Origin of the sequence: Sphingomonas sp. CD22, from assembly GCF_034556155.1 — a bacterium.
In the GTDB taxonomy this organism is placed as follows: Bacteria; Pseudomonadota; Alphaproteobacteria; order Sphingomonadales; family Sphingomonadaceae; genus Sphingomonas.
Window position 1 is genome coordinate 45,402 of record NZ_JAYDYX010000002.1, and the last position, 23,471, is coordinate 68,872.

The following is a 23,471-nucleotide window of genomic DNA, read 5'->3' on the forward strand; positions in this document are numbered from 1 at the left end:
TGGCCAACCGCTTGATCTGTTTATCGTTCCTTGCGCCTCCGAATCGGTTGATATGCATCAGGACGATAGTCGTTGGGCGATGGCGCTGCTTCCCCAAGCCGCCCGGCGCGCGTATAGCCGGTCGATGATGACGGTCGCGACGCCTCTGCTGCCCCCCGCCGACTGGCGCGACTTCCTCGCGCTGACCAAGCCGCGGGTGATGACGCTGGTCGTCTTCACCGGTTTGTGCGGCATGCTGGCGGCGCCGGTCGGCATCCCTCCGGTGCTCGGCTTCACCGCGATCCTGTGCATCGCGCTCGGCGCGGGCGCAGCGGGGGCGCTCAACCAATGGTATGAGGCGGATATCGACGCCAAGATGCGGCGGACGCAGAAGCGCCCGCTGCCCGACGGCCGGATGGACCGCGAATCGGCGCTGCACTTCGGCGTCGGGCTCGCCGCCTTTTCCGTGATCCTGATGTATTTCGCGATCAACCTCGCCGCCGCGGCGATCCTGACCGTCTCGATCCTGTTCTACGTCCTCGTCTATACCGTCTGGCTCAAGCGCCGCACGCCGCAGAACATCGTCATCGGCGGCGCCGCCGGCGCCTTCCCGCCGCTGATCGGCTGGGCGGCGGCGACCGGACAGGTCGCCACGCTGCCGCTGCTGCTGTTCGGCCTCGTCTTCCTATGGACGCCGCCGCATTTCTGGGCGCTCGCGCTGTTCGTGAAGACCGATTACGCCAATGCCGGCGTGCCGATGCTGCCCGTCGTTGCGGGCGAGCGGGTGACGCGGCGCCAGATCGGCCTCTACACGATCCCGATGGCGCTGGTCGCGATCCTGCCCTGGCCGCTCGGCCTGACGGGGCCGCTCTATGGCGGGGTGGCGAGCGTCACCACCGCGATCTTCGCCGCGCTCGCGCTCGTCGTCGCGACCCGGACCACCGGCGCGGACGACACGATGAAGCCAGAGAAGCGCTTGTTCAGTTATTCGATCCTCTACCTCTTCGTCGTGTTCGGCGCGCTCGTCGTCGATCGCTGGGTGTTCGCATGACCCCCGACGAACAGGATCTGATCCGCCAGCGCCAGCGGTCGCGCGCGCGCGTGATGGCGCTGCTGCTGGGTGCCTTCGTCATCCTGATCTTCGCGATCGCGATCACCAAGATCCGGCAGGGCATGATATGACCGCGCCGGCGCGTCCCGATGCCGACGCGACCCGGCGCCAGCTGCGTACCGCGCTGTTCGCGGTGCTCGGCATCTGCTTCATGACCGGCGTCGCCTGGGCGAGCATCCCGCTCTATCGCCTGTTCTGCCAGGTCACCGGGCTCAACGGCACGACGCAGCGCGGGCTGGAGGCGCCGGGCGCGGTCAACAAGCTGATCCGCATCGATTTCGACAGCAATGTCGCGCCCGGCATGAAATGGCGCTTCCGCCCCGAAGCGGGATCGGAAACCGTCAAGATCGGTGCGCGCGACATGGCGTTCTTCACCGCGACCAACACCGATACGAAGCCGATCACCGGCACCGCGACGTTCAACGTCACACCCAGCCAGGCGGGCAAATATTTCACCAAGATCCAGTGTTTCTGCTTCACCCAGCAGACGCTGCGACCGGGCGAGACGCAGCGCATGCCGGTGATCTTCTTCGTCGACCCCAAGATCATGGACGACCCCGACGCGCGCGACGTCGAGACGATCACGCTCTCCTATACGTTTTACCCGGTGGATTCCGCGAAATCGGCGGGCTAAGCGTTGACCCAAGAGGATTAGAGAACAGGGAAACGACCATGGCCGGCGCCAAGAACCACGATTACCATATCCTGCCCCCCAGCATCTGGCCCCTGTTCGGATCGCTGTCGGCGCTGGTGATGGCGTCGGGCGCGATCATGTGGATGCACGGCGGCCATCTCGCCGCCGACAAGGCCAATGGCGGCGGCTGGATTTTCCTCGCCGGTCTCGCGGGCGTGCTGTTCACGATGTACAGCTGGTGGGCCGAGGTGGTGCGCGAGGCGCATCACGGCGATCATACGCCGGTCGTCCAGCTCCATTTCCGTTATGGCATGATCCTGTTCATCGCCTCCGAAGTCATGTTCTTCGTTGGCTGGTTCTGGGCCTTCTTCGACTTCGCGCTGTTCCCGACCGCGATGAGCTTCGTCGACGGCCAGGTCGAGCGCGCCGCCGAGGGCGCCGCGGCGATCGCCGCGCAATGGCCGCCCAAGGGGCTTGAGGTCATCAACGCCTTCGAACTGCCGTTGCTCAACACGCTGATCCTGCTGACCAGCGGCACCACCGTCACCTGGGCGCACCACGCGCTGATCCACAACCAGCGCGGCGGCGAGAAGACCGGCCTGTGGGGCATGCTCGGCGTCGGCAATCGCGACGGCGTGCTCAAGGGCCTGTGGCTGACGGTCGCGCTGGGCGTGCTGTTCAGCTCGATCCAGGCCTATGAGTACATGCACGCGCCCTTCCCGTTCAAGGGGCTGAACTATGGCGCCGCCTTCTTCATGGCGACCGGCTTCCACGGCTTCCACGTGCTCATCGGCACGATCTTCCTCGCCGTCTGCCTGATCCGCGCCTACAAGGGCGACTTCACGCCACGCCAGCATTTCGGCTTCGAGGCGGCGGCGTGGTATTGGCATTTCGTCGACGTGGTGTGGCTGTTCCTGTTCGTCACCATCTACGTCTGGGGTGGCTGGGGCGCGCCGATCCACGGCGGCTGATGAAGGATAGGGCGTCGCTTATGACTGATCCGACGCCCCTGCCGCCGGCGAATGGCATGCCCTCGGTCGTCCAGGCTGGCCTGCGCGGCCTCTGCCCGCGCTGCGGCAAGCCCACCCTCTTCGCCAAGATGATCAAATTCGCCGACCGCTGTTCGGCATGCGGGCTCGACTTCACCCGGTTCAACGTCGGCGACGGCCCCGCCGCCTTCCTGACGCTGATTCTCGGCACGATCGTGGTCATCGGCGCGATCATGCTCGAACTGACGCTGCACCCGCCACTGTGGCTACATATGTTAATTTGGATCCCAGTGACACTCGCAGGGGTGATCTGGTCGCTGCGCCTCGCCAAGGGTGCGCTGATGTCCGCCGAGTTCCGCAACGCCGCGCGCGAAGGGCGCATCGATCCGCGACCATGAGGCGCGTACCGCTGATCCCGACCCTCGTCGTCGCGCTCGCGGTGGCGGCGATGATCGCGCTGGGCCTGTGGCAATTGCTCGACCGCGCGCCGAAGAAAGAGGCGTATCTGGCGCAGCTCGCCGCCAATCCCGCCAAGCCGCCGATCGCCTTTCCGACGACGCCCGACGACCGCCTGCTCTTCCGCCGCACGACCGCGACGTGCAGCCATCCGGTTGCGCAGCGGCTGGTCGGCGCGGGGGCCGCGGGTTTCCGCCTGATCGTCGATTGCCGCGGCGGGCTGGTCGTCCAGCTCGGCACGACGCCCGATCCGATGTTCACGCCGCGCTGGTCGGGCGGCGCGGTGAAGGGCTATATCAGCCATGCGCCCGACGGCCGGTCGCTGATCGGTGCGCTGTTCGATCATAGTCCGCAACGCCTGCTGCTCGTCGCCGACACGCCGCCGCTCGGGCTCGCGGCGAACGGCAGACCGGATTTGTCGTCGGTGCCGAACAACCATCTGTCCTACGCGGTGCAATGGTTCTTCTTCGCCGCGATCGCGGCGGTGATCTATGTGCTGGCGCTGCGGCGGCGGGTCGCTCCCCCAAATCCTCCCTCGCGTTAGCGGGAGTGCAAGGGGCCGAAGGCCATGGTGGAGGGGGCGTGTGCACAATCGCGGAGTGCGCCGTATCCTCCCCCTCCGTCACCGCTCCGCAGCGCCACCTCCCCCTGGCGGGGGAGGAATCAGTCGCCCCCCCCCAATAGCCCCAAACCCATTGCCCCCAAGCAAACCCGCCGTTGCCCCCCACGCCCGCTCCCGCTACCCAGCCGCGATGCGTTATGTCAGCACCCGCGGCGCCGCGCCCGCGCTCGATTTCCGCGACGTCACCCTTGCCGGGCTGGCGTCCGACGGCGGCCTCTACCTGCCCGAAAGCTGGCCGAGCCTGACGCGCGAACAGATCGCCGGGCTCGCCAACCTCTCCTATGTCGATACCGCGGTCGCGGTGATGACGCCCTTCGTCGGCGACGCGCTCACGCCCGACGAGTTGAAGGACCTTTGCACGCAGGCCTATGGCCGGTTCAGCCACGCCGCGGTGACGCCGCTGGTCCAGCTCGACCACGACCAATGGCTGCTCGAGCTGTTCCACGGCCCGACGCTGGCGTTCAAGGACGTCGCGCTACAATTGCTCGGCCTGTTGTTCGAACGGTTCCTGACCGGCAGCGACCGGCATCTCACCGTCGTCGGCGCGACCAGCGGCGATACCGGTTCGGCGGCGATCGACGCGCTTGCCGGCCGGGCCGGTGTCGACGTGTTCATGCTCCACCCCGCCGGCCGGGTGTCGGACGTGCAGCGCCGCCAAATGACGACGGTGCTCGCCCCCAACGTCCACAATATCGCGATCGACGGCGACTTCGACACCGCGCAGGCGCTGGTGAAGCAGATGTTCAACGATCCCGGCTTTTCGGGCCGGTTCGCGCTGTCGGCCGTCAATTCGATCAACTGGGCGCGGCTAATGGCGCAGGTGGTCTATTATTTCTACGCCGCCGTCCGTCTCGGGGCGCCCGAGCGCACCGTCGCCTTCTCGGTGCCGACCGGCAATTTCGGCGACGTCTTCGCCGGCTATGTCGCCGCGCAGATGGGCCTGCCGGTCGCAAAGCTGATCGTCGCGACCAACGTCAACGACATCCTGCATCGCGCGATCTCGGCGGGCGATTACAGCAAGGGTGTCGTCCAGCAGACGCCGACCCCGTCGATGGACATCCAGGTCAGCTCGAACTTCGAACGCCTGCTGTACGATCTCGGCGCGCGCGATGGCGCTGCCCTCGCCGCGCAGATGCAGGGCTTCGAATCGTCGGGCGCGATGCGGCTGACCAACGTGCAGCATAGCGGCGCGGCGCTGTTCGCGAGCGATCGCGTCGACCTCGACGACATGACGCTGGCGATGCGTTGGGCGTACGAACGTGCCGGGCAGGTGATCGACCCGCATACCGCGATCGCGCTCGCCGCCGCGCGCCGCCACGACAGCGACGTACCGGTGGTGACGCTCGCCACCGCGCATCCCGCCAAATTCCGCGACGCGGTCGAGCGCGCCACCGGCCAGCGCCCCACGCTGCCCGGCCGGATCGGCGACCTGTTCGACCGCGAGGAGCGCTACGCCATCCTGCCCGGCACGTTCGACGCGGTCACCGCTTATGTCGCCGAGCGCGCGGTGCCGAAGCCATGAAGCTCGACACGCTGATCGGCGAGCCCTGGGCGGATTACGGCCTGGTCGACTCGGGTAACGGCCGCAAGCTCGAGCGCTACGGCCGCTACCGCTTTATCCGCCCCGAGCCGCAGGCGATGTGGGCGCCCGCGACCGAGAATTGGCGCGCGCAGGGCGAGTTCGTACCGGCGAGCGACGAGGATGGCGGCGGCCGCTGGGTTTTCGCCGAGCCGGTGCCGCGCGAGGGCTGGCCGCTCAAATGGAACGAGGTGCGCTTCACCGCACAGCCGACGCCGTTCCGCCATCTCGGCTTCTTCTCCGACATGGCGCCGGTGTGGAGCTGGATGCGCGAACAGGTCGCCGATCTCGATACGCCCGAATGCCTCAATCTGTTCGGCTATACCGGCGTCGGGACGCTGGCGATGGCCACCGCGGGCGCCAAGATGGTCCATGTCGACGCCTCGAAGAAATCGGTCGAGGCGGCGCGCGGCAATGCCGTCCTGTCCGGCATGACCGAGGCACCGATCCGCTGGATCGTCGACGATGCGGTCAAATTCGTTGCGCGCGAGGTGCGCCGCCAGCGCCGCTATGACGGCATCCTGCTCGACCCGCCCAAATACGGCCGCGGGCCGGAGGGCGAATTGTGGCGGCTGGAGGAGGATCTGCCGCGGCTGATCGCCGACTGCCGCAAGCTGATCGACGCCGACAGCCGCTTCCTGTTCCTCACCGTCTATGCGGTGCGCATGTCGGCGCTGGCGATCGGCGAGCTGGTCCGCCAGCTGTTCGGCGACCTGCCCGGCAAGGTCGAGGCGGGCGAACTCGGCGTGCGCGAGGAAGCGCGCGGCCTGACGCTACCGACCGCGATCTGGGCGCGCTGGAGTCGCTGACCGCATTTGGTGCGCCGCAGCAAACAAACGTTACGGAACGCTCGTCGATCAGAAGGCTTTGGCGTCTATATCGGTAGATCAGCACCCGGAGGCATATGATGCGACCCAATGACGATCTCGCCAATACCCCGCAGGACGATGCCGAGCCGAACCCGCTATGGGGCCGGCTGGCGCTGCTGATGTTCGGCCTGACCGTGCTGGCGTTCCTGACCGCGATCGACCGGCCGGAATGGTTTCACCTGAAGCCCGCGACCGGCACCGCCGCGGCGATGGTCTACGCTTCGGATCACAACTCCTGATCCATTCCGCTGCGGATCGCCGCCGCCGCGATCCACGGCGCCCCCGCGGTCAGCACCAGGCTGACCGCGGCGAGCAGCTTCACCGCCCCCGCCCCGCCGTCGAGCGATCCCGCGCCGAAGATGAGCAGCGGGATCGCCAGCGGCAGCATCACCAGCCCCGCCACCGCGCCGCTGCCGCGCAGCCCCGCGACGAGCGCGGCGGTGGCAACGCCGAGCGCCGCCAATCCCGGCGTGCCGATCAGCAGCCCCAGTTCGATCCGCAGCAGCGTCGCCGCCGACAGGTCGAAGAGCCCCGCCGCGATCACCGCGGCCAGCATCAGCGGCGGCGCGAAGCCCAGCCAATGCGCGACGATCTTGGCGAAGGCGACGAGCGCGAGCGGCACCTGTCGTACCGCATATTGGTCGATCACCCCCGCCTCGACATCCGGCCCGACCAGCCGCTCGATCGGCAGCAACGCGGCGAGCAGCGCCGCCGCCCAGATCACCCCGCCGCCGATCCGCGCGAGCAGTGCCGTGTCGGGACCGACCGCGAACGGAAACAGGATCGCCGCGAGCAGGAAAAAGGCGACAGGCCACAGCGCGCCGCCGCCCGCCCAGGCGCGGCGCAGGTCGCGCGCGACGATCGCAGCGACGCGCATCAGCCGAGCGCGACCGCGATGGCGCCGGGCAGCGCGACCGGCTGATGCGTCGCGACGACCGCGATCCCGCCGGCGGCGCGATGCGCGGCGATCATCGCCTCGACCTGCGCCACGCCGTCGCTGTCGAGGCCGTTGGCGGGCTCGTCGAGCAACCATATCGGTGCATCCGCCCCGACGATCCGCGCCAGACCGGCGCGGCGACGCTGGCCGGTCGACAGGATGCGCACCGGCACCGCGGCGAGATCCGCGAGGCCGACCGCGGCCATCGCCGCCCCGGCGCGATCGCCAATCCAGAAGGCCAGCGCCCGTGCCAGGGGCAATTCGGGATCGAGCGCATGCGCCTCGCCGAGCAGCGCCACCGCCCCTTCGCGGGTCACCGTGCCGGCGGCGGGGTGCAACAGCCCGGCGGCGATGCGGATCAGGCTCGACTTGCCGACGCCGTTCGGCCCGGTCACCACGGCCGCAGCCCCCGCATCGAGCGCGACCTCGACCCCCTCGAAGAGCATCCGCCCGCCGCGCGTGCAGGCAACCCGGTCGAGCAGCAGCCGCGTCAATCCACCACCGCGTCTTCGAGCGCGTGCATATCGTCGTCCGACAGGCCGAAATGGTGACCGATCTCATGGATGGTGACGTGGCGGACGAGATCGTCGAGCCGCACCCCCGTTTCCACCCATTCGACGAGGATCGCCTGCCGGTACAGATGGATGCGATCGGGCAGCGCGCCCGATTCCATCGACGATTTCTCGCCCAGCGGACGGCCGTGATACAGGCCGGTCAGGTCGAGCGGATGCTCGATCCCCAGAGCGGCGAGCGTCTCGTCATCCGCCTCTTCCTCGATCAGCAGCAGCACGTCGCCGAGATGCGCGGCGAACGCCGCCGGCAGCCGCGCGATCGTGTCGCGGGCGATGACCTCGATCGCCGCGGCATCGGGTGCCGGTCCATAAGCATCTTGCCCGTTCATGCGTGTCGCCATACCGCGTCCCTTTCCCGTCCAGCAAGGAAGACCGCCGATGATCGAGGCCCTTAGCGAAGCCGAACGTGCCGATGCCCTCGATGGCTTGCCGGAATGGGATTATGACGAGGCACGCGACGCGATCACCCGCAGCCTCGTCTTCGCCGATTTCGTCGAGGCGTTCGGCTTCATGACGCAGGTCGCGCTGATGGCGGAGAAGGCCAACCATCACCCCGAATGGCGCAACGTCTACAATCGCGTCGAAATCCTGCTGACCACGCACGACGCCGCCGGCCTGTCGGGCCGCGACATAGAAATGGCCGAGGCGATCGACGCGATCGTCGACGAATAAGCGGCCTTCAGCGCAGCGACCGCCGCATCCGCTTGCGCAGCCCGCCGGGGAACCAGCGCGCGGCGAAGCGCAGCCGTTCGGCGGTCTTGCCGACATACGTGTGGAGCGCGTCGCCGTGCACCGCCTTCCACGCCGCCTCCGCGACCGTCTCGACCGGGGTCAGCTCGAGCCCCGCGCCGGTCACCGATTCGCGGATCGTGCGGTTGGTGCCGCCGGCGACGCCGTCGAGCAGCGGCGTCTCGATGAAGCTCGGCAGCAGGCAGCGGACCTTGATCCCCTCGCGATGCCATTCGCCGTCGAGCGCCTCGCTGAGCCCGCGCACCGCGAATTTGGTCGCCGAATAGGTCGCCAGCCCCGACGAACCGTAGATGCCCGAGGCCGAGGAGGTGTTGAGCAGCACCGATCCGGGAGTCCGCGCCAGATAGGCATGGCCGATCCGCGCGCCGTTGAGCACGCCGGTGAAGTTGATCGCCACCGTCCGGTCGATGTCGGCGAAGCTCGCCTCGGCGAGCGGACCGCCGGTGCCGATGCCGGCATTGTTGAACAATACGTCGAGCCGGCCGCCGCTGGCGCGGGTGAAGGCGTCAAGGCTCGCGGTCCAGGCGTCGCGGTCGCGTACGTCCATCTCAAAGCGCTCGACCATGTCCGCGGGCAGCATCGCCGCGGTCGCGTCGAGCCCCGCTCGGTCGACGTCGGCGATGCCGACCCGCCAGCCGCGGCTGGCGAACAGCCGGGCGACGGCGCGGCCGATGCCCGATCCGCCGCCGGTGATGAAGATCGCGCGCCCGTCGGTCATCCTGCCCTCCTCGCGTCCATTGTTGGACTTTCGCAGCGGCATCCCGCATCCTCGTGCGCGATGCCAGCAGAATCGCTCCGTTTCGACGCCGTTACCAAGAGGTTCGGCGATACGTTGGCGGTCGACGGCGTCTCGCTCGACATACCGGCGGGCAGCTTCGTCGCGCTCGTCGGTGCGTCCGGATCGGGCAAGTCGACGCTGCTCCAGATGATCAACCGGCTGATCGATCCCGGCGCCGGCCGCATGCTGCTCGACGGCGCGGACATCGCCGCCGGCCCCGCCCCCGCGCTGCGGCGGCGGATCGGTTATGTCTTCCAGGGGATCGGCCTGTTCCCGCATATGACCGTCGGCGAGAATATCGGCATCGGCCCGCGCATCGCCGGCGAGCCCCCCGCCGATGTCGCCGCGTTGCTCGAGCTCGTCGCGCTGCCACCCGCGATCGCCGACCGGCTGCCCGATGCGCTGTCGGGCGGCCAGCGGCAGCGGGTCGCGATCGCCCGCGCGCTGGCGCCCGGCGCCAAGCTGCTGCTGCTCGACGAGGCGTTCGGCGCGCTCGACCCGGTCACCCGCGACGCGCTCGGCAGCGAGATCCGCCGGCTGCACGAGCGGCTGGGCCTCACCACGATCCTCGTCACCCACGACATGGCCGAGGCGCTGCTGCTCGCCGACCGGGTGCTGGTGATGGCGGCCGGCCGGATCGTCGCCGATGCGACCCCGACGACGCTGCTTAACGGTGGTGGGGGAGAGGCGGCGCAGGCGCTGGTGGCGGTGCCGCGCCATCAGACCGAGCGGCTGCACGCGCTGGCGAACGGAGCGGCGGCATGAGCGCCTTCCTCGACGCGCTCGGCCGGGTGCCGCCGCTGCTCGCGCAGCACGTGCTGCTGTCGGCGGCGGCGCTGCTGCTCGGCATAGCGATCAGCCTGCCGCTTGCCATCCTCGCGGCGCGGCGGCCGCGTACCGGACGCGTCATCCTGGGTGTCGCCAGCCTCGTCCAGACCATCCCCAGCCTCGCGCTGCTTGCGCTCTTCTATCCGCTGCTGCTGTGGCTGTCGGCGCTGATCGGCGGCGGTATCCCGGCCCTGGGATTCCTGCCGTCGCTGATCGCGCTGACGCTCTATGCGCTGCTGCCGATCATCCGCAACGGCGTCGCCGGGCTGACCGGGATCGACCCCGCGGTGCGCCAGGCGGCCAAGGCGGTCGGCATGACGCCCGTGCAGACGCTGCGGCTGGTCGAGGCGCCGCTGGTCGCGCCGGTGCTGATCGCCGGCATCCGTACCGCCGCGGTCTGGACGATCGGCGCGGCGACGCTGTCGACCACCGTCGGCCAGCCGAGCCTCGGCGACATGATCTTCGCCGGATTGCAGACGCAGAATTGGGCGTTGGTGCTCGCCGGCTGTTTCGCCGCGGCCGGGCTGGCGCTCGGCGTCGACGCGCTGATCGGAATGATCGAACATGGTATCGCGCACCGGCGCCGGTTGCTCTGGCTCGGTGCGACCGTGACGCTGGTCGCCGCGTTGCTCGCCGCCACCGCGCCGCTCTGGCCGCGCGCGACGGGCGGCAAGGTGGTGACGGTCGGCGCCAAGAATTTCTCCGAACAATATATCCTCGCCCGGCTGATCGGCGACCGGCTGACCCGCGCCGGCTATACCGTCCGCTATCGCGATGGCCTCGGTTCGGCGGTGGTCTATGGCGCGCTGACCAGCGGCGCGATCGACGTCTATGTCGATTATGCCGGCACGCTGTGGACCGGGGCGATGCGGCGCAGCGACGTGCCCGATCCCAAGGCGATGACCGCCGCGATCGGCCGCTGGACGCAGGCGAGCAGCGGCGTGCGATTGATCGGCTCGCTCGGCTTCGAAAATGCTTATGCCTTTGCGATGCGTGGCGACGATGCCAGGCGGCGCGGCATCGCCAGCCTGTCCGATCTCGTCGCGGCGGCGCCCGCGTTGCGCTTCGGCAGCGATCTCGAATTCCTCGAACGGCCGGAATGGGCGGCGGTGCGCCGCGTCTATCCGCTGCGCTTCCAGAGGGCGACGCCTTATGCGCCGACCTTCATGTACCGCGCGCTGGCGAGCGGCGAAGCGGACGTGATCTCCGCTTTCTCCTCCGACGGGCGGATCGCGGCGGATCACCTGACGGTGCTGACCGATCCGAGGCACGCGATCCCCAGTTACGATGCCCTGCTGCTCGTCGCGCCGGCGCGCGCCAAGGACGCCGCCTTCACCGCCGCGCTAACGCCGCTGGTCGGACGTGTCCCGGTCGCCGCGATGCGCGAGGCCAATTATCAGGTCGATCGCGACGACGGCAAGCGCACGCCGGAAGAGGCGGCGGACTGGCTAGCGCGGCGGCTGGGGCTCTAGAGCCTCAGAAGAACAGCTTGCGCAGGCTCAGCCGGATCGTGCGGCCGATCGGGTCGAGGTAATCGGGCTGGTAGCTGATCGGCGTGATGCCCGCGGCGTCGCGGACGGTCTGGCGCGTGTTGAGGATATTGTCGACCGACAACGTCACCCGCGCGCCGCGCACCCAGGGATGCGCCTTTACCAGCTTCAATTGCTGACCGAGGTCGGCGAACAGCCGCAGATTGGCGGTCGCGAGCCCTGAGAAGCGCAATGTCTGCGGACTGGCCGAAGTCCCGCCGTTGACGCGCGTGCCGGTGGCGTAATCGGCGGACAGGCGCACGCCGATGCCATTGTTGGAATAGCCCGCCTGCGCCTCGAATTCGTGCCGCGGCTGGCCACCGCTCGATCCGGTCGCATCGCCGTTGAGCAGGTCGAGCAACGGCCCGCCGTTCGCGACGGTGACGCGCTCGGTGAGGTGCCAGGTATGATAAAGCGCGAACTGGATACGCCCGCCACCCTGCCCGCCGCGGCCGCCGCCAAAGCCGCGACCACCACCGCCGCCGAAGCCGCGCCCGCCACCGCCACCCGGCGGCGGACCGTCGGCACCGGGCGGCGGCGGCGGTGCGCCATCGGCGCCCGATGGCGGCGGCGGCGGCGCGCCCTCCGCGCCCGGCGGCGGCGGACCGCCGTCGGCGCTGGCACGCGCGCCGCCGCCGAACCGCCCGCCCCCGCCGGGAAAGCGCATGCCGGCGAAAGGATTGGGGCCGGTGCCGGCACGGAACGCCTCCAGCTCCCGCTGCACCTTCGACTTGATCGGCTTGGAGAAGTTGATTCCCCAGCGGAACTGCTCGCTCACCGCCCGCGCAAAATTGATCGGGCGGGCATCGAGCCGGGTGAGATCGCCCGCCGCGTCGCGGGTGAAGCGATCGGGAAACGCCGCCTCGATCGCCGCGGTCGGCGACGGAAAGCTCTGGATCGGGTTGCGCGTGTCCTGCTTGGTGTAATTGCCGATCAGCGTCAGGTCCTTGTCGCTCCACGGCTTCAGCGTCACGCCGAGGCGGGTGACGCGGCGGCTGCTCGACCGCAGATCGGGATTGCCGCCGCTGATCGTCGTCACCGTTACCGTTTGGCCGCTGACATAGTCGAAGACGCGCGCGTTGGGCGTCTCGACCGTCGGGTTGCCGAGCTGCGTCGCGGTCGGCGCGACATCCTGCTGGTTGATCGATCCGATCACCCGCAGGCTGTCGATCGGCCCCCAGTTCACGCCATAACCGTAAGCGGTCAGCGTGCCGAAATCGGAAAGCTGGTTGATCGCGGCATTGCCGTTGACCGACAGATTGCCGAGCCAGCCGAGCACGGCGCGCGAGCGGCTGGCGATCGGCACGTCGATATTGACGCGGCCGTTGACCGCATCGCGCGACACGCTGCCGCTGCTGATGCGTTCGCCGAACGACGCGCTGGAAAAATCGCTGGTCTGCGCGCCGATGCGGATCGCGGTGGAGACGTCGCCGGCGGGTAGCGTGAACAGCGGGCCGTTGGCGAGCGCTTCGAGGTCGCCGGTGTTCGAGGTCGAGCGCGCACGATTCTCGGGCGTGGTGACGCCGGTCTGCGTGTCGGTGCGGTTTTCGGCGCGGTCGTAGGCGCCGGTCACCGTCCAGAGCCAGCGCGGGCTCAACCGCCCGTTGAGGCTGGTGCCGAGATGCGCGGTGATGCCGTTGCTGCGCTGGGTCAGCGCGTCGCTGATCGGCTGGCCCGACGCGTCGAGCTGCCGGCCGAACTGGCCGACGGTCTGCGTCGCGGTCAGCTCGCCGTTGAGCGTGGCGCTGACGTCGCCGATCGGGCGCGCATAGGTGGCGTTGGTGCCGAAGTTGCGGCTGAACGGCTGGAGCGTGCGATACGGCCGCTGGTCGTAACCGGGCGTCGCGCCTTCGGTCTGCTCGACGCTGATGTCGCGTTCCGCCTCGGTCAGCGCCGAACTCTGCGTATATTTGCTGTGGATGTTGAGCCGCGAGCCGTTGCGGATCGTCAACAGGTCGAGATCCGCCTGCGGACTGTTCGACCCGCCCTCGGTCGGCGCCCGGTCGGCGAGTTCGACGGTGGTCGAACGGAAGCGGCGGCGTAGGACGAAATTCACCACCTTCTGGTCGGCGGTATAGCCGTATTTGAGCGCCACCTCCTCGGGCAGGATGTCGACGCGAAGGATCGCCTCGGTCGGGATGTCGCGGATTTCCTGAAACCCAGAGATGCGCTTGCCGTCGAGCAGCACCACCGGTGCGCCGCCCGCGCCGCTGCGCGTCTGCGGTGCGAGTTCGGTGAGCAGGTCGGAGACGCTGCTGACGCCGTAGCTGCGCACGTCGGCCGGGCTGAGCACCTGTTCGGCGGGGATGTCGCCGACCACCGAACCGGGCGGGCGGCGGCCGGTGACGACGATGTCGCCTTCCTCCTCCTCGCTCTCCGCCGCCGGCGTCGTCTGCGCGGCGAGCGTGGCGGTCGTCGCCGCCGGGGTGGTGGTTTGCGCCGTCGGCATGGCCTCGGCTGCGGTTGGGGCGGCCTCGGGTTGCGCCGGGGTCGGAATCGGGGCCGGCGCGGGCGCCTGCTGCGCCGTCGCCAGCGCGGGCCAGCTCACCGCCATCATCATCACCACCGCCACACGCATACCGATCACCCTTTGAACGCCCGGGATGCTGCTAATCGGCAATTGTCGCATAAATGTGCCGGGCGGGCGGTCGACTGTGGCTTATCGGCCGATATCCAGCGTCACGCTCTCGATCCGGCGCAGCATCGCGACGAATTGCGCGACCTCGTCGGGATCGAAGGCGGCGAAGATGCGGCTTTCGAGATCGAGCGCCTTGGGCGCGATCGCGGCATAGAGGTCGCGCCCGGCATCGGTGAGTTCGAGCAGGTGCGATCGCCGATCCTCCGGATTGTCGCGCCGCGCGAGCAGGCCGCGGCCAACCAAGGCGATCGCGGCGCGGCTGACCGTTACCTTGTCCATCAGCGTCTTGGCACCGATCGCCTGCTGGGTGATGCCGCCGGTTTCGGCGATCACCGCAACCAGCCGCCATTCGGCGATCGTCAGCCCGAACAACGATTCATAGGCCCGCGCGATGGAGTCGCTGACCAGATTGGACGTCACCGACAGTCGATAGGGGATGAAGTCGTCGAGGACGAGGCGGGCGGACGACGGGGCCATGCGGTTTCGTATCAGTTGACACCAGTTTGGCAATGCCGCAAAAGATTTGGTAACAGACGATACCATTTCGGAGCTGCTGCCATGTCCGACCATTCGGCCGACCAGATCGACGTCAACCCGATGGGGCTCGACGGCTTCGAATTCTGCGAATTCACCTCGCCCGATCCCGACGCGCTCGCCGCGCAGTTCGAGGCGCTGGGCTTCGTCGCCGCCGCGACGCATCCGACCAAGGCGCTGACTCGCTACAAGCAGGGGCGCATCACCCTGCTGCTCAACCGCGAGGCGACCGGCCACGCCGCCGAATTCCGCGCGGCGCACGGTCCGTCGGCGAGCGCGATGGCGTTCCGCGTCGCGGATGCGCAGGCGGCCTATGACGCGGCGATCGCACGGGGTGCCAAGCCGGCGCCGGCCGGTGCGGCGCTGGAGGGATTGCCGGCGCTGGAGGGAATCGGCGGCTCGCTGCTCTATCTCGTCGATCGGCATGGCGCGACGGGCAGCGTGTACGACGACTGGGATCAGGTCCCTGGCGCCGCCGAGGCGGAGGCGGCCAATTCCGTCGGGCTCGACATGCTCGATCACCTCACCCACAACGTCCGCCGCGGCCAGATGCGGACGTGGTCGGCCTTCTATGGCCAGATCTTCGGCTTCGAGGAGCAGAAGTATTTCGACATCAAGGGCAAGGCGACGGGTCTGTTCAGCCAGGCGATGATCGCCCCCGACCGCGCGATCCGCATCCCGCTCAACGAGAGCCAGGACGACAAGAGCCAGATCGAGGAGTTCATCCGCGATTACAACGGCGAAGGCATCCAGCATCTCGCGCTGACCACCGACGACATCTACGCGACGGTGGAGAAGCTGCGCGCGCGCGGTGTCAAGCTCCAGGACACGATCGAAACCTATTACGAGCTGGTCGACAAGCGCGTGCCCAATCATGGCGAGAATCTGGAACGGCTGCGCGCCAACCGCATTCTGATCGACGGCAACGTCGGCGAGGAGGGGTTGCTGTTGCAGATCTTCACCGAGACGATGGTCGGGCCGATCTTTTTCGAGATCATCCAGCGCAAGGGCAACGAGGGCTTCGGCAACGGCAATTTCCAGGCGCTGTACGAGTCGATCGAGCTGGACCAGATCCGTCGCGGGGTGATCACCGTCGACGCATGAGTTTGCGGACGGGGTGGTGGAGCAGGAGAGGACGCTAAAACAATGACAGTCCACCACCCCGGGAATGAGGCCGACTATATCCCCGGCTTCGGCAATCACGTTTCCACCGAGGCGGTCGCCGGCGCGCTGCCGATCGGGCGCAACGCGCCGCAGCGGCCCGCCTTCGGCCTTTATGCCGAGCAGCTCAGCGGCACCGCCTTCACCGCGCCGCGGCACGAGAATCGCCGCTCGTGGCTCTACCGGATGCGGCCGACCGCCGAGCATCCGCCGTACGTGCGCTACGACGGCGCGGCGCGATTCGCCCCCGGCACCGACGGTGCGCCGCTCGCCCCCAACCGGCTGCGCTGGAACCCCTGTCCCGACGCGCCGGCGGGCACGGACCTGATCGACGGCATGACGACGATGCTCGCCAACCGCGATCCTGCCGACCTCGAAGGCGTGGCGCTCCACGTCTATGCCGCCAATGCCGACATGACCGCGCGCGTCTTCACCGATGCCGACGGCGAATTGCTGTTCGTGCCGCAGGCGGGGCGGCTGGAGTTGCGCACCGAGCTCGGCCGGATCGTGGTCGCGCCGGGGCAGATCGCGCTGGTGCCGCGCGGCGTGCGCTTCCACGCGCTGCTGCCCGACGGCAGCGCCAAAGGCTATGTCTGCGAGAATCACGGCAGCCTGTTCCGGCTGCCCGACCTTGGCCCGATCGGCGCCAACGGCCTCGCCAACCCGCGCGATTTTGAAACGCCGGTCGCCTGGTTCGAGGATCGCGACGAGCCGACCGAGGTGATCCAGAAGTTCATGGGCTCGCTGTGGACGACGACGCTCGACCACAGTCCGCTCGACGTGGTGGCGTGGCACGGCAACCTGGCGCCGTGGCGCTACGACCTCGCGCGGTTCAACACGATCAACACGGTGAGCTTCGACCATCCCGACCCCTCGATCTTCACGCTGCTGACCAGCCCGAGCGACGTGCCGGGCCGGGCCAATGCCGATTTCGTCATCTTCCCGCCGCGCTGGATGGTCGCCGAGGACACGTTCCGGCCGCCGTGGTTCCACCGCAACATCATGTCCGAGGCGATGGGGCTGATCACCGGCGCCTATGACGCCAAGGCGCACGGCTTCGCGCCGGGCGGGATCAGCCTGCACAATCTGATGGCCGGCCACGGCCCCGATCTGGCGAGCTGGCAGGGCGCGTCGGCCGCCGAGCTCAAGCCGCACAAGATCGAGGGCACGATGGCGTTCATGCTGGAGAGCTGCTGGCCCTACCGGCCGACCAGCCACGCGCTCGACCATGCCCAGCTCGATTACGACGCGGTGTGGGCCGACTTCCCCAAGGCGGTGCTGCCGCAAAGCCCCGCGGCGTGATCCTTCACGGCTATTGGCGCTCAGGCGCCGCCTATCGGGTGCGGATCGCGCTGGCGCTGAAGCGCGTGGCCTACGACCAGGTCAATCACGACCTGCGCACCGGCGGGCAGGCCGACCCCGCCTATGTCGCGCTCAACCCGCAGCGGCTGGTGCCGGCGCTGGAGGTCGACGGCCTCGTCCTGACGCAGAGCATCGCGATCCTCGAGTGGCTCGACGAGCGCTTTCCCGATCCGCCGCTGCTGCCCGCCGATGCCGATGGCCGCGCGATCGTCCGCGCGATGGCGGCGACGCTCGCCACCGACGTCCACCCGCTCCACAACCTGCGCACGCTGAAGGCGCTGCGGCAGGATTTCGACGCGTCGGAGGCGCAGGTCGACGCCTGGATGGCGCGGTGGATGACGGATGGCTTCGCAGCGATCGAGGCGCTGATCGCCCGCCACGGCGGCGATTTCGCATACGGTGACACCCCGACGCTCGCCGATTGCGTCACCGTGCCGGCGCTCTATTCGGCGGTACGGTTCGGGGTGGATACCGGCCCCTACCCCCGCCTCGTCGCCAGCGGCGCGCGGACCGCGGCGCTCGCCGAGGCGGCGCATCCGGGCCGCCAGCCCGACGCCGACGCGTGAGCGAGCGCCTGTCCGCCACCCCCGCCGGCGTCGCGCTGGCGCCGCTCGCCGCGATCGCCGACGGCAAGGCGCGCAATTTCGTGCTCCAGATGCGCGCCGGGCGGTTCCACGGCTTCGTCGTCCGCCGCGGCGACGGCGTCGTCGGCTATGTCGACCGCTGCCCGCATGCCGGCGTGCCGCTGGCGCAGACGCTTGACGATTATCTGACCCCCGCCGGCGATCTGATCGCGTGCAGCTGGCACGGCGCATTGTTCACGCTCGACGAGGGGCTGTGCGTCGGCGGCCCGTGCCTCGGCCAGCGGCTCGGCGCCTGGCCGGTCGCGGTGGTCGACGGGGTCGTAACGACCGCCTGACAAATCGATCGCCGATGCTACACTCCGCCGCTTGCGCGGGGGTTGAGGAGGCACGGAGATGATCGGCGGTACACGCTGGAGCCTGGCGGGTTTGATCGGCGCATCCGCGCTCGGCGCGGGCGGGATCGGCCTGTCGCTCTATTCGGAGCGGGTGGCGCGCGCGGCGGAGCGGCTGGTGCCGCAGGACGGCCGCCACCTTCAGGTCGAGGGCGCCCGGCTCCACTATGTCGACCGCGGCAACGGGCCGGCGATCGTGATGGTCCACGGGCTGGGCGGCCAATTGCGCAACTTCAGTTACGGCATGCTCGCGCCGCTGGCGGCCGACCATCGCGTCATCCTGGTCGACCGGCCGGGATCGGGCTATTCGCAGGCCGACGACGATGGCGAGCCGGGCATCGCCGCGCAGGCGGCGATCCTCGGCCGGTTTATCGACCTGCTCGGCATCGAGCGGCCGCTGGTCGTCGGCCATTCGCTGGGCGGCGCGCTGGCGCTGTCGCTCGCCATCCAGCGGCCCGAACTGGTCCGCGGCCTCGCGCTGATCGCCCCGCTTACCCAGCCGCAGGACGACGTGCCCGAGGCGTTCAAGGGACTGGCGGCGATCCCGGCGGGAGTACGGCGGCTGTTCGCGCAGACGATCGCGACGCCGCTCAGCCGGCTGACCGCCGAGCGGACGCTGGCGGCGGTGTTCGCGCCGGAGCCGCCGCCCGCCGACTTCGTCACCCGCGGCGGCGGCGCGCTGTCGCAGCGGCCCGCCAATATCGCCGCCGCCGCCGCCGACCTCGCCGCCGCGGCGCAGGAGATCGAGGGGATTGCGGCGCATTACCCCGCGCTGACGGTTCCGACCGCGATCCTGTTCGGCCGCGACGACGCGATCCTCGACCCGGTTCGCCATGGCGAGCGCACCGCGGCGGTCATCCCGGGCGCGCGGATCGAGATCGTCCCAGGCGGTCATATGATCCCGATCACCGCACCGGAAGCGACCGCGCGCTTCGTCCGCGAGGCCTCCGCGAATTGCGGCTGAATTGGGGCAACTTGGACAAGTTGGACACCTGAACGGAAACGATCGTGGATCATCGTTTCCGTTTTGGGGGTGATCTGCGGGGCTGGGCTGAACGCCATTCTCCATACTCCCGCGGAAGTGCAGCATTTTGCGATTTTGGATCGAATTCCTCCCCCGCCAGGGGGAGGACTTGTACTGAACGTCGATCCGCTAGCATGAAGCGCCGGGTGTAGGACAGCGCCCATACCGCCGGGGCGTTACACCGGCGTCAGCTCCGCGGCGTAGCGGCGGGCGTTGGCGACGTAGGTGGCGGCGGACCGGCGCAGGCCGGCGATCTCCGCCTCGGTGAGCGGACGGACGAGGCGCGCGGGTGCGCCGACGATCAGCGATCCGTCGGGGAAGACCTTGCCTTCGGTGACGAGCGCATTGGCGCCGACGATCGAACCCGCGCCGATCACCGCGCGGTTGAGCAAGGTCGCGCCCATGCCGATCAGGCTGCGATCGCCGACGCTGGCGCCGTGGACGATGGCGTGATGGCCGACGGTCACCTCGCGCCCGATCGTCGTCAGCACGCCGGGATCGGCGTGGATCATCGCACCGTCTTGGATATTGCTTTCGTCGCCGATCGTGATCGGGTCGTTGTCGCCGCGCACCACCGCGCCGAACCACACCGAGGCGCGGGCGCCGAGCACGACCCGGCCGATCACCGTAGCGCCCGGCGCGACATAGGCCGCCTCGCCCAGCTGCGGCGCGACATCGCCCAATGCGTAACAGGCCATCGATCGCCTCCCCCGCCGCGGTCGATGCGACACGGCTTGCCTGTGATGCGATAAAGGCACATCATCGGTCGCGTCCAGTCCAGCAAGGCCGTGACAGCGGCGTCTGGTAGCGTTAGCACTGCGAGTCGTACGGGACGGTTCGCCATGGGTGGCGGCCGCCGGGCCGGACAGCGACGTAGCGGCTTGATTTCGGAATTGCTCCGGCTATGCCCTGCTGCGTCTACGGGAGCGACGAACACGATGGGTGCCGGGTTACGCGACGATTTCACTTTTTCGGGTTCGGACGCCGCTAGCAAGACGTTCGCCGGTCTGCCGGTGCCGCCCGTGATCGACGGACAGGATCCCGAGGCTGCCGCGCTGGCGTCGCTGGCGTCGAGCATTGCCGCCGCCCGCCGCAAGCTCGGCACGCATCTGGAAGCCTCGCTGTTCGCCAATCCAGGGCTGGACATCATGCTGTTCCTGTTCGCCGAGGGGATCAACGGCGCGACGGTGACGACCAACGCCTGCTGCGCCGCCGCCGGCGTGCCGCGCACCACCGCGCTGCGCTGGATCAAGCTGTTGCAAGACCGCGGTCTGGTCGACGGCAGCGACGACGTCAGCGACCGCCGCGTGACGATGCTGGCGCTGAGCCCGCAGGGCCGCACCACGATCCGCACCTGGCTCGGCGAGATCGCCGCGCTGCCGCTGCGCCAGTCGCTGGACCGCTGATTGCCGCAGCGTCGCTGCGCATCCGGCGTAGGTCGGATGCGCGACCCGTGCGGCGCTTTACAGTCGCGGCTGCGCCTCGTCGTCACGTCGGGCAGCCGCTGAACCTGACGAAGAAGCAATAGAGCCACAGCCCCAGCACGGTTAGGCTGATCGCCATGCGCCACCGGCGTCGCGCCGGATGACAGGCGAATGCCGTCAGGATCAACGTCGGTATCAGCACCGCGACGGACAACATCAGCCTGGGCGAATCCGGGTCCGTCGGGATCGTGCATATCGTCAGCCGGCTGCCATCGGTATCGGCCTCGCCGATCATCCACTCGTATCGTTCCGTCGAACAGACGACCACCAGACCGGCGATGCCGACCGACGCCATACCGAAGACGACGTCTTTCAAGACCTTGCCCACATTCACGACGACCTGATCCCTGCCGGCTCCCCGGGATCATTGTAGCGGCCACGGCGACGGATCGTGCGCGCCGCGGCCGCGGGTCAGCCGGCGGTAACGATGGGGTGGCGGAGGCGGAGGTCGTCGGCGATGCGTTCGATCGTGTCGTTCTCGCCGGCCGCGCCGGTCGGCGTCACCGACCAGTTGCAATGCGGATGCGTCGCCGGGTCGTAGAGGCGAATCTCGCCGAGCACGAGGCGCCAGCGGCGGCGGTTGCCGCCGGCCTGCTTCACCAGCGTCGAGAGGAAGAGGTCGTGGAGCATGGCGCTGGTCATGCAGCCCGCCCTAGCCGGCCGCGCCGGCGAGGAAAAGCGCCCGGGCAAGGCGCGACCGCGCCGCCGCCAAGCACGGTTTTGTTGCGTTGCCGCAACGGACGTCGCAGGGACGGCGGATGGCGCATTCCTCCGACGCGCGCGCGGGCCTGTTCTACGGCATCGGCGCCTATACCCTGTGGGGGCTGTTGCCCCTGTATCTGCATCTGCTGACCGCGGTGCCGCCGGCACAGGTGTTGGCCAACCGCATCCTGTGGTCGCTGCTGCTGCTGCTCGCGATCGTCGCGGCGACGCGGCGGCTGCGGCCGCTGGTCGCGGCGGCGCGCGGGCGGGTGCTGGCGATGCTGGTGGCGAGCGCGGTGCTGATCGGGATCAACTGGTTCGTCTATATCTGGTCGGTGACCAACGCGCATCTGGTGGAGGCGAGTCTCGGCTATTTCATCAACCCGCTGCTCAACGTCGCGCTCGGCATGCTGCTGCTCGGCGAGCGGCTCAACCGGTTGCAGGTGGCGGCGGTGGCGGTGGCGGCGCTGGGCGTCGCGATCTTCGCCGCGGGCGGCGGCGGGGCCTTGTGGGTGTCGCTGGTGCTGGCGCTGAGCTTCGGCTTCTACGGGTTGATCCGCAAGGTGGCGGCGATCGACGCGCTCGGCGGGCTGACGATGGAGACGCTGATCCTCGCGCCGTTCGCGCTCGTCGTGCTGGTGCAGGCGAACCAGAGCGGCACGGCGGCGTTCGGGCACGACCGGACGCTCGACCTGCTGCTGGTGCTCGCCGGGCCGGTGACCGCGGCGCCGCTGCTGCTGTTCGCCGCGGGCGCGCGGCGGCTGCGCTATACGACGGTCGGGCTGCTCCAGTTCATCGCGCCGACGTTGCAGTTCCTGCTGGCGGTGCTGGTCTATCACGAGCCGGTCCGCGCGACGCAGCTCGCCACCTTCGCGCTGATCTGGCTCGGCTGCGGCCTCTATGCGTGGAGCAGCATCCGCGCGGCGCGGGCGCTGCCCGCCTAGCGGCGGACGTCGAGGCCGCCGGCGAGATAGGCGTCGATATCCGCCTGGCGGAACAACGAGGCGTCGCCGGGCAGCGAATGTTTGAGCGCGGTGAGCGCGAGGCCGGTCGCCGCCGCGGCACCGATGTCGCCGCCGCGCCGCAGCGCGTGCAGCACGCCGCTGGCGAAGGCGTCGCCGCCGCCGATCCGATCGACGATGCCGGCCAGCGTCACCTCCCCGGTCTGGGCGTGGCCGTCGCGGGTGTCGACGCGCGCCGAGATGCGGTGGAGGTCGACGTTCTCGACGTGGCGCGCGGTCGAGGCGATCGTGCGCAATTTGGGGAAAGCGGCGAAGGCGGCCTCGGCGGCGTCGCGGCGGCGATCCTCGCCGTCATGGCCGGCGAAGTCGCGGTCGAGCAGCAGCGCGATGTCGCGGTGATTGCCGAACAGGAGGTCGGCATGCTCGACCAATTGGGTCAGGATCGCGCGGGGATCGCCGTCCCAGCGTTCCCACAATTTGGCGCGGTAATTGCCGTCGAACGAGATCGGGATGCCGCGCGCCGCGGCGGCGCGGACGGCGGCGATCGCGCTTTGCGCCGGCACCGGGCCGAGCGCCGGGGTGATGCCGGAGAGGTGGAACCAGTCGACGCCGTCGAGCAATGCGTCCCAGTCCCACGCCGACACCGGCGCCGCCGCGAAGCTGGAATAAGCGCGGTCGTAGATCACTTCGGTGGCGCGCATGCCCGCGCCCGAGGTGACGAAATAGAGGCCCATCCGCTCGCCGGTGAGCGCGATGCGGCGGGTGTCGACGCCATGGCCGCGCAGCGTGGCGATCGCCGAACGGCCGAGGTCGTTGTCGGGGACGATGCTGGCGAGCGCGACGTCATGGTCGAGCCGGGCGAGCGCGGTGGCGACGTTCGCCTCGGCGCCGGCGACCCAGACGTCGAACCGGGGGGTCTGCAACAGCAACTCGCGGCCCGGGGGCGACAGGCGCAGCATGATCTCGCCGAATGCCAGGAATGTCATGCGCGCCTC

General features: G+C 69.3%; 29 protein-coding genes. 19 read left to right on the forward strand and 10 right to left on the reverse strand.

The window, feature by feature from the left end; all coding sequences use genetic code 11:
* Nucleotides 1–127 precede the first annotated feature (127 nt).
* The 9 genes from SFC76_RS03455 to SFC76_RS03495 all read left to right on the forward strand — a co-directional run bounded on the left by SFC76_RS03455 (nt 128) and on the right by SFC76_RS03495 (nt 6,478).
* Nucleotides 128–1,030, forward strand: a complete 903-nt coding sequence (locus SFC76_RS03455; RefSeq protein ID WP_322848620.1) for a heme o synthase — start codon at nt 128–130, stop codon at nt 1,028–1,030.
* Entirely contained in the window at nt 1,027–1,161 is a 135-nt protein-coding gene (locus SFC76_RS03460) for a hypothetical protein (RefSeq protein ID WP_281177470.1), read from the forward strand. Before SFC76_RS03455 ends, SFC76_RS03460 begins: the two co-directional genes overlap by 4 nt.
* Entirely contained in the window at nt 1,158–1,724 is a 567-nt protein-coding gene (locus SFC76_RS03465; protein WP_322848108.1) for a cytochrome c oxidase assembly protein, read from the forward strand. Before SFC76_RS03460 ends, SFC76_RS03465 begins: the two co-directional genes overlap by 4 nt.
* A gap of 38 nt (nt 1,725–1,762) precedes the next feature.
* A complete protein-coding gene (locus SFC76_RS03470; protein ID WP_322848109.1) occupies nt 1,763–2,695 on the forward strand; it encodes a cytochrome c oxidase subunit 3 in 933 nt (310 codons plus the stop codon).
* Between the two features lie 20 nt (nt 2,696–2,715).
* Nucleotides 2,716–3,111 carry a DUF983 domain-containing protein gene (locus SFC76_RS03475; protein ID WP_322848110.1) on the forward strand — a complete coding sequence of 132 codons (396 nt, stop codon included), beginning with the start codon at nt 2,716–2,718 and terminating at the stop codon, nt 3,109–3,111.
* A complete protein-coding gene (locus tag SFC76_RS03480; RefSeq protein ID WP_322848111.1) occupies nt 3,108–3,713 on the forward strand; it encodes an SURF1 family protein in 606 nt (201 codons plus the stop codon). Before SFC76_RS03475 ends, SFC76_RS03480 begins: the two co-directional genes overlap by 4 nt.
* Nucleotides 3,714–3,921: 208 nt before the next feature.
* A complete protein-coding gene (gene thrC / locus SFC76_RS03485; protein WP_322848112.1) occupies nt 3,922–5,313 on the forward strand; it encodes a threonine synthase in 1,392 nt (463 codons plus the stop codon).
* Nucleotides 5,310–6,179 (forward strand): class I SAM-dependent methyltransferase, encoded by an 870-nt coding sequence (locus SFC76_RS03490; RefSeq protein ID WP_322848113.1) that lies wholly within the window; start codon nt 5,310–5,312, stop codon nt 6,177–6,179. The genes thrC and SFC76_RS03490 overlap by 4 nt, the downstream gene beginning before the upstream one ends.
* 95 nt (nt 6,180–6,274) lie before the next feature.
* Nucleotides 6,275–6,478, forward strand: coding sequence for a hypothetical protein (locus SFC76_RS03495; RefSeq protein WP_322848114.1), 204 nt, complete (start codon nt 6,275–6,277; stop codon nt 6,476–6,478).
* On the opposite strand, the gene SFC76_RS03500 is transcribed toward SFC76_RS03495, so the two are convergent.
* From SFC76_RS03500 to SFC76_RS03510, 3 genes are read right to left on the reverse strand one after another with little or no spacing between them, the layout of a single operon-like run.
* Nucleotides 6,466–7,116, reverse strand: coding sequence for a heme exporter protein CcmB (locus SFC76_RS03500; RefSeq protein WP_322848115.1), 651 nt, complete (start codon nt 7,114–7,116; stop codon nt 6,466–6,468). The two genes, SFC76_RS03495 and SFC76_RS03500, sit on opposite strands and share 13 nt — an antisense overlap.
* Nucleotides 7,116–7,670, reverse strand: a complete 555-nt coding sequence (ccmA, locus tag SFC76_RS03505) for a heme ABC exporter ATP-binding protein CcmA (RefSeq protein ID WP_322848116.1) — start codon at nt 7,668–7,670, stop codon at nt 7,116–7,118. Before ccmA ends, SFC76_RS03500 begins: the two co-directional genes overlap by 1 nt.
* Nucleotides 7,667–8,077, reverse strand: a complete 411-nt coding sequence (locus SFC76_RS03510; protein WP_322848117.1) for a metallopeptidase family protein — start codon at nt 8,075–8,077, stop codon at nt 7,667–7,669. Before SFC76_RS03510 ends, ccmA begins: the two co-directional genes overlap by 4 nt.
* A gap of 49 nt (nt 8,078–8,126) precedes the next feature.
* Here SFC76_RS03510 and SFC76_RS03515 point away from each other — a divergent pair, with 49 nt between their 5' ends.
* Nucleotides 8,127–8,420 carry a 4a-hydroxytetrahydrobiopterin dehydratase gene (locus SFC76_RS03515; protein WP_038664984.1) on the forward strand — a complete coding sequence of 98 codons (294 nt, stop codon included), beginning with the start codon at nt 8,127–8,129 and terminating at the stop codon, nt 8,418–8,420.
* Nucleotides 8,421–8,427: 7 nt separating this feature from the next.
* Here SFC76_RS03515 and SFC76_RS03520 read toward each other — a convergent pair whose 3' ends face one another.
* Nucleotides 8,428–9,216 (reverse strand): SDR family oxidoreductase, encoded by a 789-nt coding sequence (locus SFC76_RS03520; protein WP_322848118.1) that lies wholly within the window; start codon nt 9,214–9,216, stop codon nt 8,428–8,430.
* A 60-nt stretch (nt 9,217–9,276) separates the two neighbouring features.
* Between SFC76_RS03520 and SFC76_RS03525 the strand changes: the two genes are divergently transcribed.
* Nucleotides 9,277–10,041 (forward strand): ATP-binding cassette domain-containing protein, encoded by a 765-nt coding sequence (locus SFC76_RS03525; protein ID WP_322848119.1) that lies wholly within the window; start codon nt 9,277–9,279, stop codon nt 10,039–10,041.
* Nucleotides 10,038–11,576, forward strand: coding sequence for an ABC transporter permease/substrate-binding protein (locus SFC76_RS03530; RefSeq protein WP_322848120.1), 1,539 nt, complete (start codon nt 10,038–10,040; stop codon nt 11,574–11,576). Before SFC76_RS03525 ends, SFC76_RS03530 begins: the two co-directional genes overlap by 4 nt.
* Before the next feature lie 4 nt (nt 11,577–11,580).
* Here SFC76_RS03530 and SFC76_RS03535 read toward each other — a convergent pair whose 3' ends face one another.
* Both SFC76_RS03535 and SFC76_RS03540 read right to left on the reverse strand, forming a co-directional pair.
* The gene (locus SFC76_RS03535; protein WP_322848621.1) at nt 11,581–14,211 is read right to left on the reverse strand and encodes a TonB-dependent receptor; all 2,631 of its coding nucleotides are present in this window, start codon (nt 14,209–14,211) and stop codon (nt 11,581–11,583) included.
* Between the two features lie 81 nt (nt 14,212–14,292).
* Nucleotides 14,293–14,748, reverse strand: a complete 456-nt coding sequence (locus SFC76_RS03540) for a MarR family winged helix-turn-helix transcriptional regulator (protein ID WP_322848121.1) — start codon at nt 14,746–14,748, stop codon at nt 14,293–14,295.
* 81 nt (nt 14,749–14,829) lie between these two features.
* Here SFC76_RS03540 and hppD point away from each other — a divergent pair, with 81 nt between their 5' ends.
* Genes hppD through SFC76_RS03565 form a run of 5 tightly spaced genes read left to right on the forward strand, consistent with a single transcriptional unit; the run spans nt 14,830 to nt 19,268 of the window.
* Nucleotides 14,830–15,909 carry a 4-hydroxyphenylpyruvate dioxygenase gene (hppD, locus tag SFC76_RS03545; RefSeq protein ID WP_322848122.1) on the forward strand — a complete coding sequence of 360 codons (1,080 nt, stop codon included), beginning with the start codon at nt 14,830–14,832 and terminating at the stop codon, nt 15,907–15,909.
* A gap of 42 nt (nt 15,910–15,951) precedes the next feature.
* Nucleotides 15,952–17,268: a homogentisate 1,2-dioxygenase gene (gene hmgA, locus SFC76_RS03550; protein ID WP_322848123.1), complete on the forward strand. Its 1,317-nt coding sequence runs from the start codon at nt 15,952–15,954 to the stop codon at nt 17,266–17,268.
* Nucleotides 17,265–17,894, forward strand: a complete 630-nt coding sequence (gene maiA / locus SFC76_RS03555) for a maleylacetoacetate isomerase (protein ID WP_322848124.1) — start codon at nt 17,265–17,267, stop codon at nt 17,892–17,894. The genes hmgA and maiA overlap by 4 nt, the downstream gene beginning before the upstream one ends.
* Nucleotides 17,891–18,247, forward strand: coding sequence for a Rieske (2Fe-2S) protein (locus SFC76_RS03560; RefSeq protein WP_322848125.1), 357 nt, complete (start codon nt 17,891–17,893; stop codon nt 18,245–18,247). Before maiA ends, SFC76_RS03560 begins: the two co-directional genes overlap by 4 nt.
* A 58-nt stretch (nt 18,248–18,305) precedes the next feature.
* Entirely contained in the window at nt 18,306–19,268 is a 963-nt protein-coding gene (locus SFC76_RS03565; protein ID WP_322848126.1) for an alpha/beta hydrolase, read from the forward strand.
* A 236-nt stretch (nt 19,269–19,504) separates the two neighbouring features.
* On the opposite strand, the gene SFC76_RS03570 is transcribed toward SFC76_RS03565, so the two are convergent.
* Nucleotides 19,505–20,026 carry a gamma carbonic anhydrase family protein gene (locus tag SFC76_RS03570; RefSeq protein WP_322848127.1) on the reverse strand — a complete coding sequence of 174 codons (522 nt, stop codon included), beginning with the start codon at nt 20,024–20,026 and terminating at the stop codon, nt 19,505–19,507.
* Nucleotides 20,027–20,266: 240 nt separating this feature from the next.
* Between SFC76_RS03570 and SFC76_RS03575 the strand changes: the two genes are divergently transcribed.
* On the forward strand, nt 20,267–20,734 hold the full coding sequence (locus tag SFC76_RS03575; RefSeq protein ID WP_322848128.1) for a hypothetical protein: 468 nt from the start codon (nt 20,267–20,269) through the stop codon (nt 20,732–20,734).
* Nucleotides 20,735–20,816: 82 nt separating this feature from the next.
* On the opposite strand, the gene SFC76_RS03580 is transcribed toward SFC76_RS03575, so the two are convergent.
* On the reverse strand, nt 20,817–21,146 hold the full coding sequence (locus tag SFC76_RS03580) for a DUF2645 family protein (RefSeq protein ID WP_322848129.1): 330 nt from the start codon (nt 21,144–21,146) through the stop codon (nt 20,817–20,819).
* A 77-nt stretch (nt 21,147–21,223) separates the two neighbouring features.
* Entirely contained in the window at nt 21,224–21,454 is a 231-nt protein-coding gene (locus SFC76_RS03585) for a hypothetical protein (RefSeq protein WP_322848130.1), read from the reverse strand.
* 116 nt (nt 21,455–21,570) lie between these two features.
* Between SFC76_RS03585 and rarD the strand changes: the two genes are divergently transcribed.
* Nucleotides 21,571–22,458 (forward strand): EamA family transporter RarD, encoded by an 888-nt coding sequence (rarD, locus tag SFC76_RS03590; protein WP_322848131.1) that lies wholly within the window; start codon nt 21,571–21,573, stop codon nt 22,456–22,458.
* Here the strand turns inward: rarD and SFC76_RS03595 are convergent.
* On the reverse strand, nt 22,455–23,462 hold the full coding sequence (locus SFC76_RS03595) for a sugar kinase (RefSeq protein ID WP_322848132.1): 1,008 nt from the start codon (nt 23,460–23,462) through the stop codon (nt 22,455–22,457). The genes rarD and SFC76_RS03595 overlap by 4 nt on opposite strands.
* Nucleotides 23,463–23,471 lie beyond the last annotated feature (9 nt).

Excerpts from the sequence above, each read along its gene's own strand:
- SFC76_RS03455 (WP_322848620.1), top strand. The coding sequence starts at position 128 with ATGACGGTCGCGACGCCTCTGCTGCCCCCCGCCGACTGGCGCGACTTC.
- SFC76_RS03460 (WP_281177470.1), top strand. The coding sequence starts at position 1,027 with ATGACCCCCGACGAACAGGATCTGATCCGCCAGCGCCAGCGGTCGCGC.
- SFC76_RS03465 (WP_322848108.1), top strand. The coding sequence starts at position 1,158 with ATGACCGCGCCGGCGCGTCCCGATGCCGACGCGACCCGGCGCCAGCTG.
- SFC76_RS03470 (WP_322848109.1), top strand. The coding sequence starts at position 1,763 with ATGGCCGGCGCCAAGAACCACGATTACCATATCCTGCCCCCCAGCATC.
- SFC76_RS03475 (WP_322848110.1), top strand. The coding sequence starts at position 2,716 with ATGACTGATCCGACGCCCCTGCCGCCGGCGAATGGCATGCCCTCGGTC.
- SFC76_RS03480 (WP_322848111.1), top strand. The coding sequence starts at position 3,108 with ATGAGGCGCGTACCGCTGATCCCGACCCTCGTCGTCGCGCTCGCGGTG.
- thrC (WP_322848112.1), top strand. The coding sequence starts at position 3,922 with ATGCGTTATGTCAGCACCCGCGGCGCCGCGCCCGCGCTCGATTTCCGC.
- SFC76_RS03490 (WP_322848113.1), top strand. The coding sequence starts at position 5,310 with ATGAAGCTCGACACGCTGATCGGCGAGCCCTGGGCGGATTACGGCCTG.
- SFC76_RS03495 (WP_322848114.1), top strand. The coding sequence starts at position 6,275 with ATGATGCGACCCAATGACGATCTCGCCAATACCCCGCAGGACGATGCC.
- SFC76_RS03500 (WP_322848115.1), bottom strand. The coding sequence starts at position 7,116 with ATGCGCGTCGCTGCGATCGTCGCGCGCGACCTGCGCCGCGCCTGGGCG.
- SFC76_RS03510 (WP_322848117.1), bottom strand. The coding sequence starts at position 8,077 with ATGAACGGGCAAGATGCTTATGGACCGGCACCCGATGCCGCGGCGATC.
- SFC76_RS03515 (WP_038664984.1), top strand. The coding sequence starts at position 8,127 with ATGATCGAGGCCCTTAGCGAAGCCGAACGTGCCGATGCCCTCGATGGC.
- SFC76_RS03520 (WP_322848118.1), bottom strand. The coding sequence starts at position 9,216 with ATGACCGACGGGCGCGCGATCTTCATCACCGGCGGCGGATCGGGCATC.
- SFC76_RS03525 (WP_322848119.1), top strand. The coding sequence starts at position 9,277 with ATGCCAGCAGAATCGCTCCGTTTCGACGCCGTTACCAAGAGGTTCGGC.
- SFC76_RS03530 (WP_322848120.1), top strand. The coding sequence starts at position 10,038 with ATGAGCGCCTTCCTCGACGCGCTCGGCCGGGTGCCGCCGCTGCTCGCG.
- SFC76_RS03535 (WP_322848621.1), bottom strand. The coding sequence starts at position 14,211 with ATGCGTGTGGCGGTGGTGATGATGATGGCGGTGAGCTGGCCCGCGCTG.
- SFC76_RS03540 (WP_322848121.1), bottom strand. The coding sequence starts at position 14,748 with ATGGCCCCGTCGTCCGCCCGCCTCGTCCTCGACGACTTCATCCCCTAT.
- hppD (WP_322848122.1), top strand. The coding sequence starts at position 14,830 with ATGTCCGACCATTCGGCCGACCAGATCGACGTCAACCCGATGGGGCTC.
- hmgA (WP_322848123.1), top strand. The coding sequence starts at position 15,952 with ATGACAGTCCACCACCCCGGGAATGAGGCCGACTATATCCCCGGCTTC.
- SFC76_RS03565 (WP_322848126.1), top strand. The coding sequence starts at position 18,306 with ATGATCGGCGGTACACGCTGGAGCCTGGCGGGTTTGATCGGCGCATCC.
- SFC76_RS03570 (WP_322848127.1), bottom strand. The coding sequence starts at position 20,026 with ATGGCCTGTTACGCATTGGGCGATGTCGCGCCGCAGCTGGGCGAGGCG.
- SFC76_RS03575 (WP_322848128.1), top strand. The coding sequence starts at position 20,267 with ATGGGTGCCGGGTTACGCGACGATTTCACTTTTTCGGGTTCGGACGCC.
- SFC76_RS03585 (WP_322848130.1), bottom strand. The coding sequence starts at position 21,454 with ATGACCAGCGCCATGCTCCACGACCTCTTCCTCTCGACGCTGGTGAAG.
- rarD (WP_322848131.1), top strand. The coding sequence starts at position 21,571 with ATGGCGCATTCCTCCGACGCGCGCGCGGGCCTGTTCTACGGCATCGGC.
- SFC76_RS03595 (WP_322848132.1), bottom strand. The coding sequence starts at position 23,462 with ATGACATTCCTGGCATTCGGCGAGATCATGCTGCGCCTGTCGCCCCCG.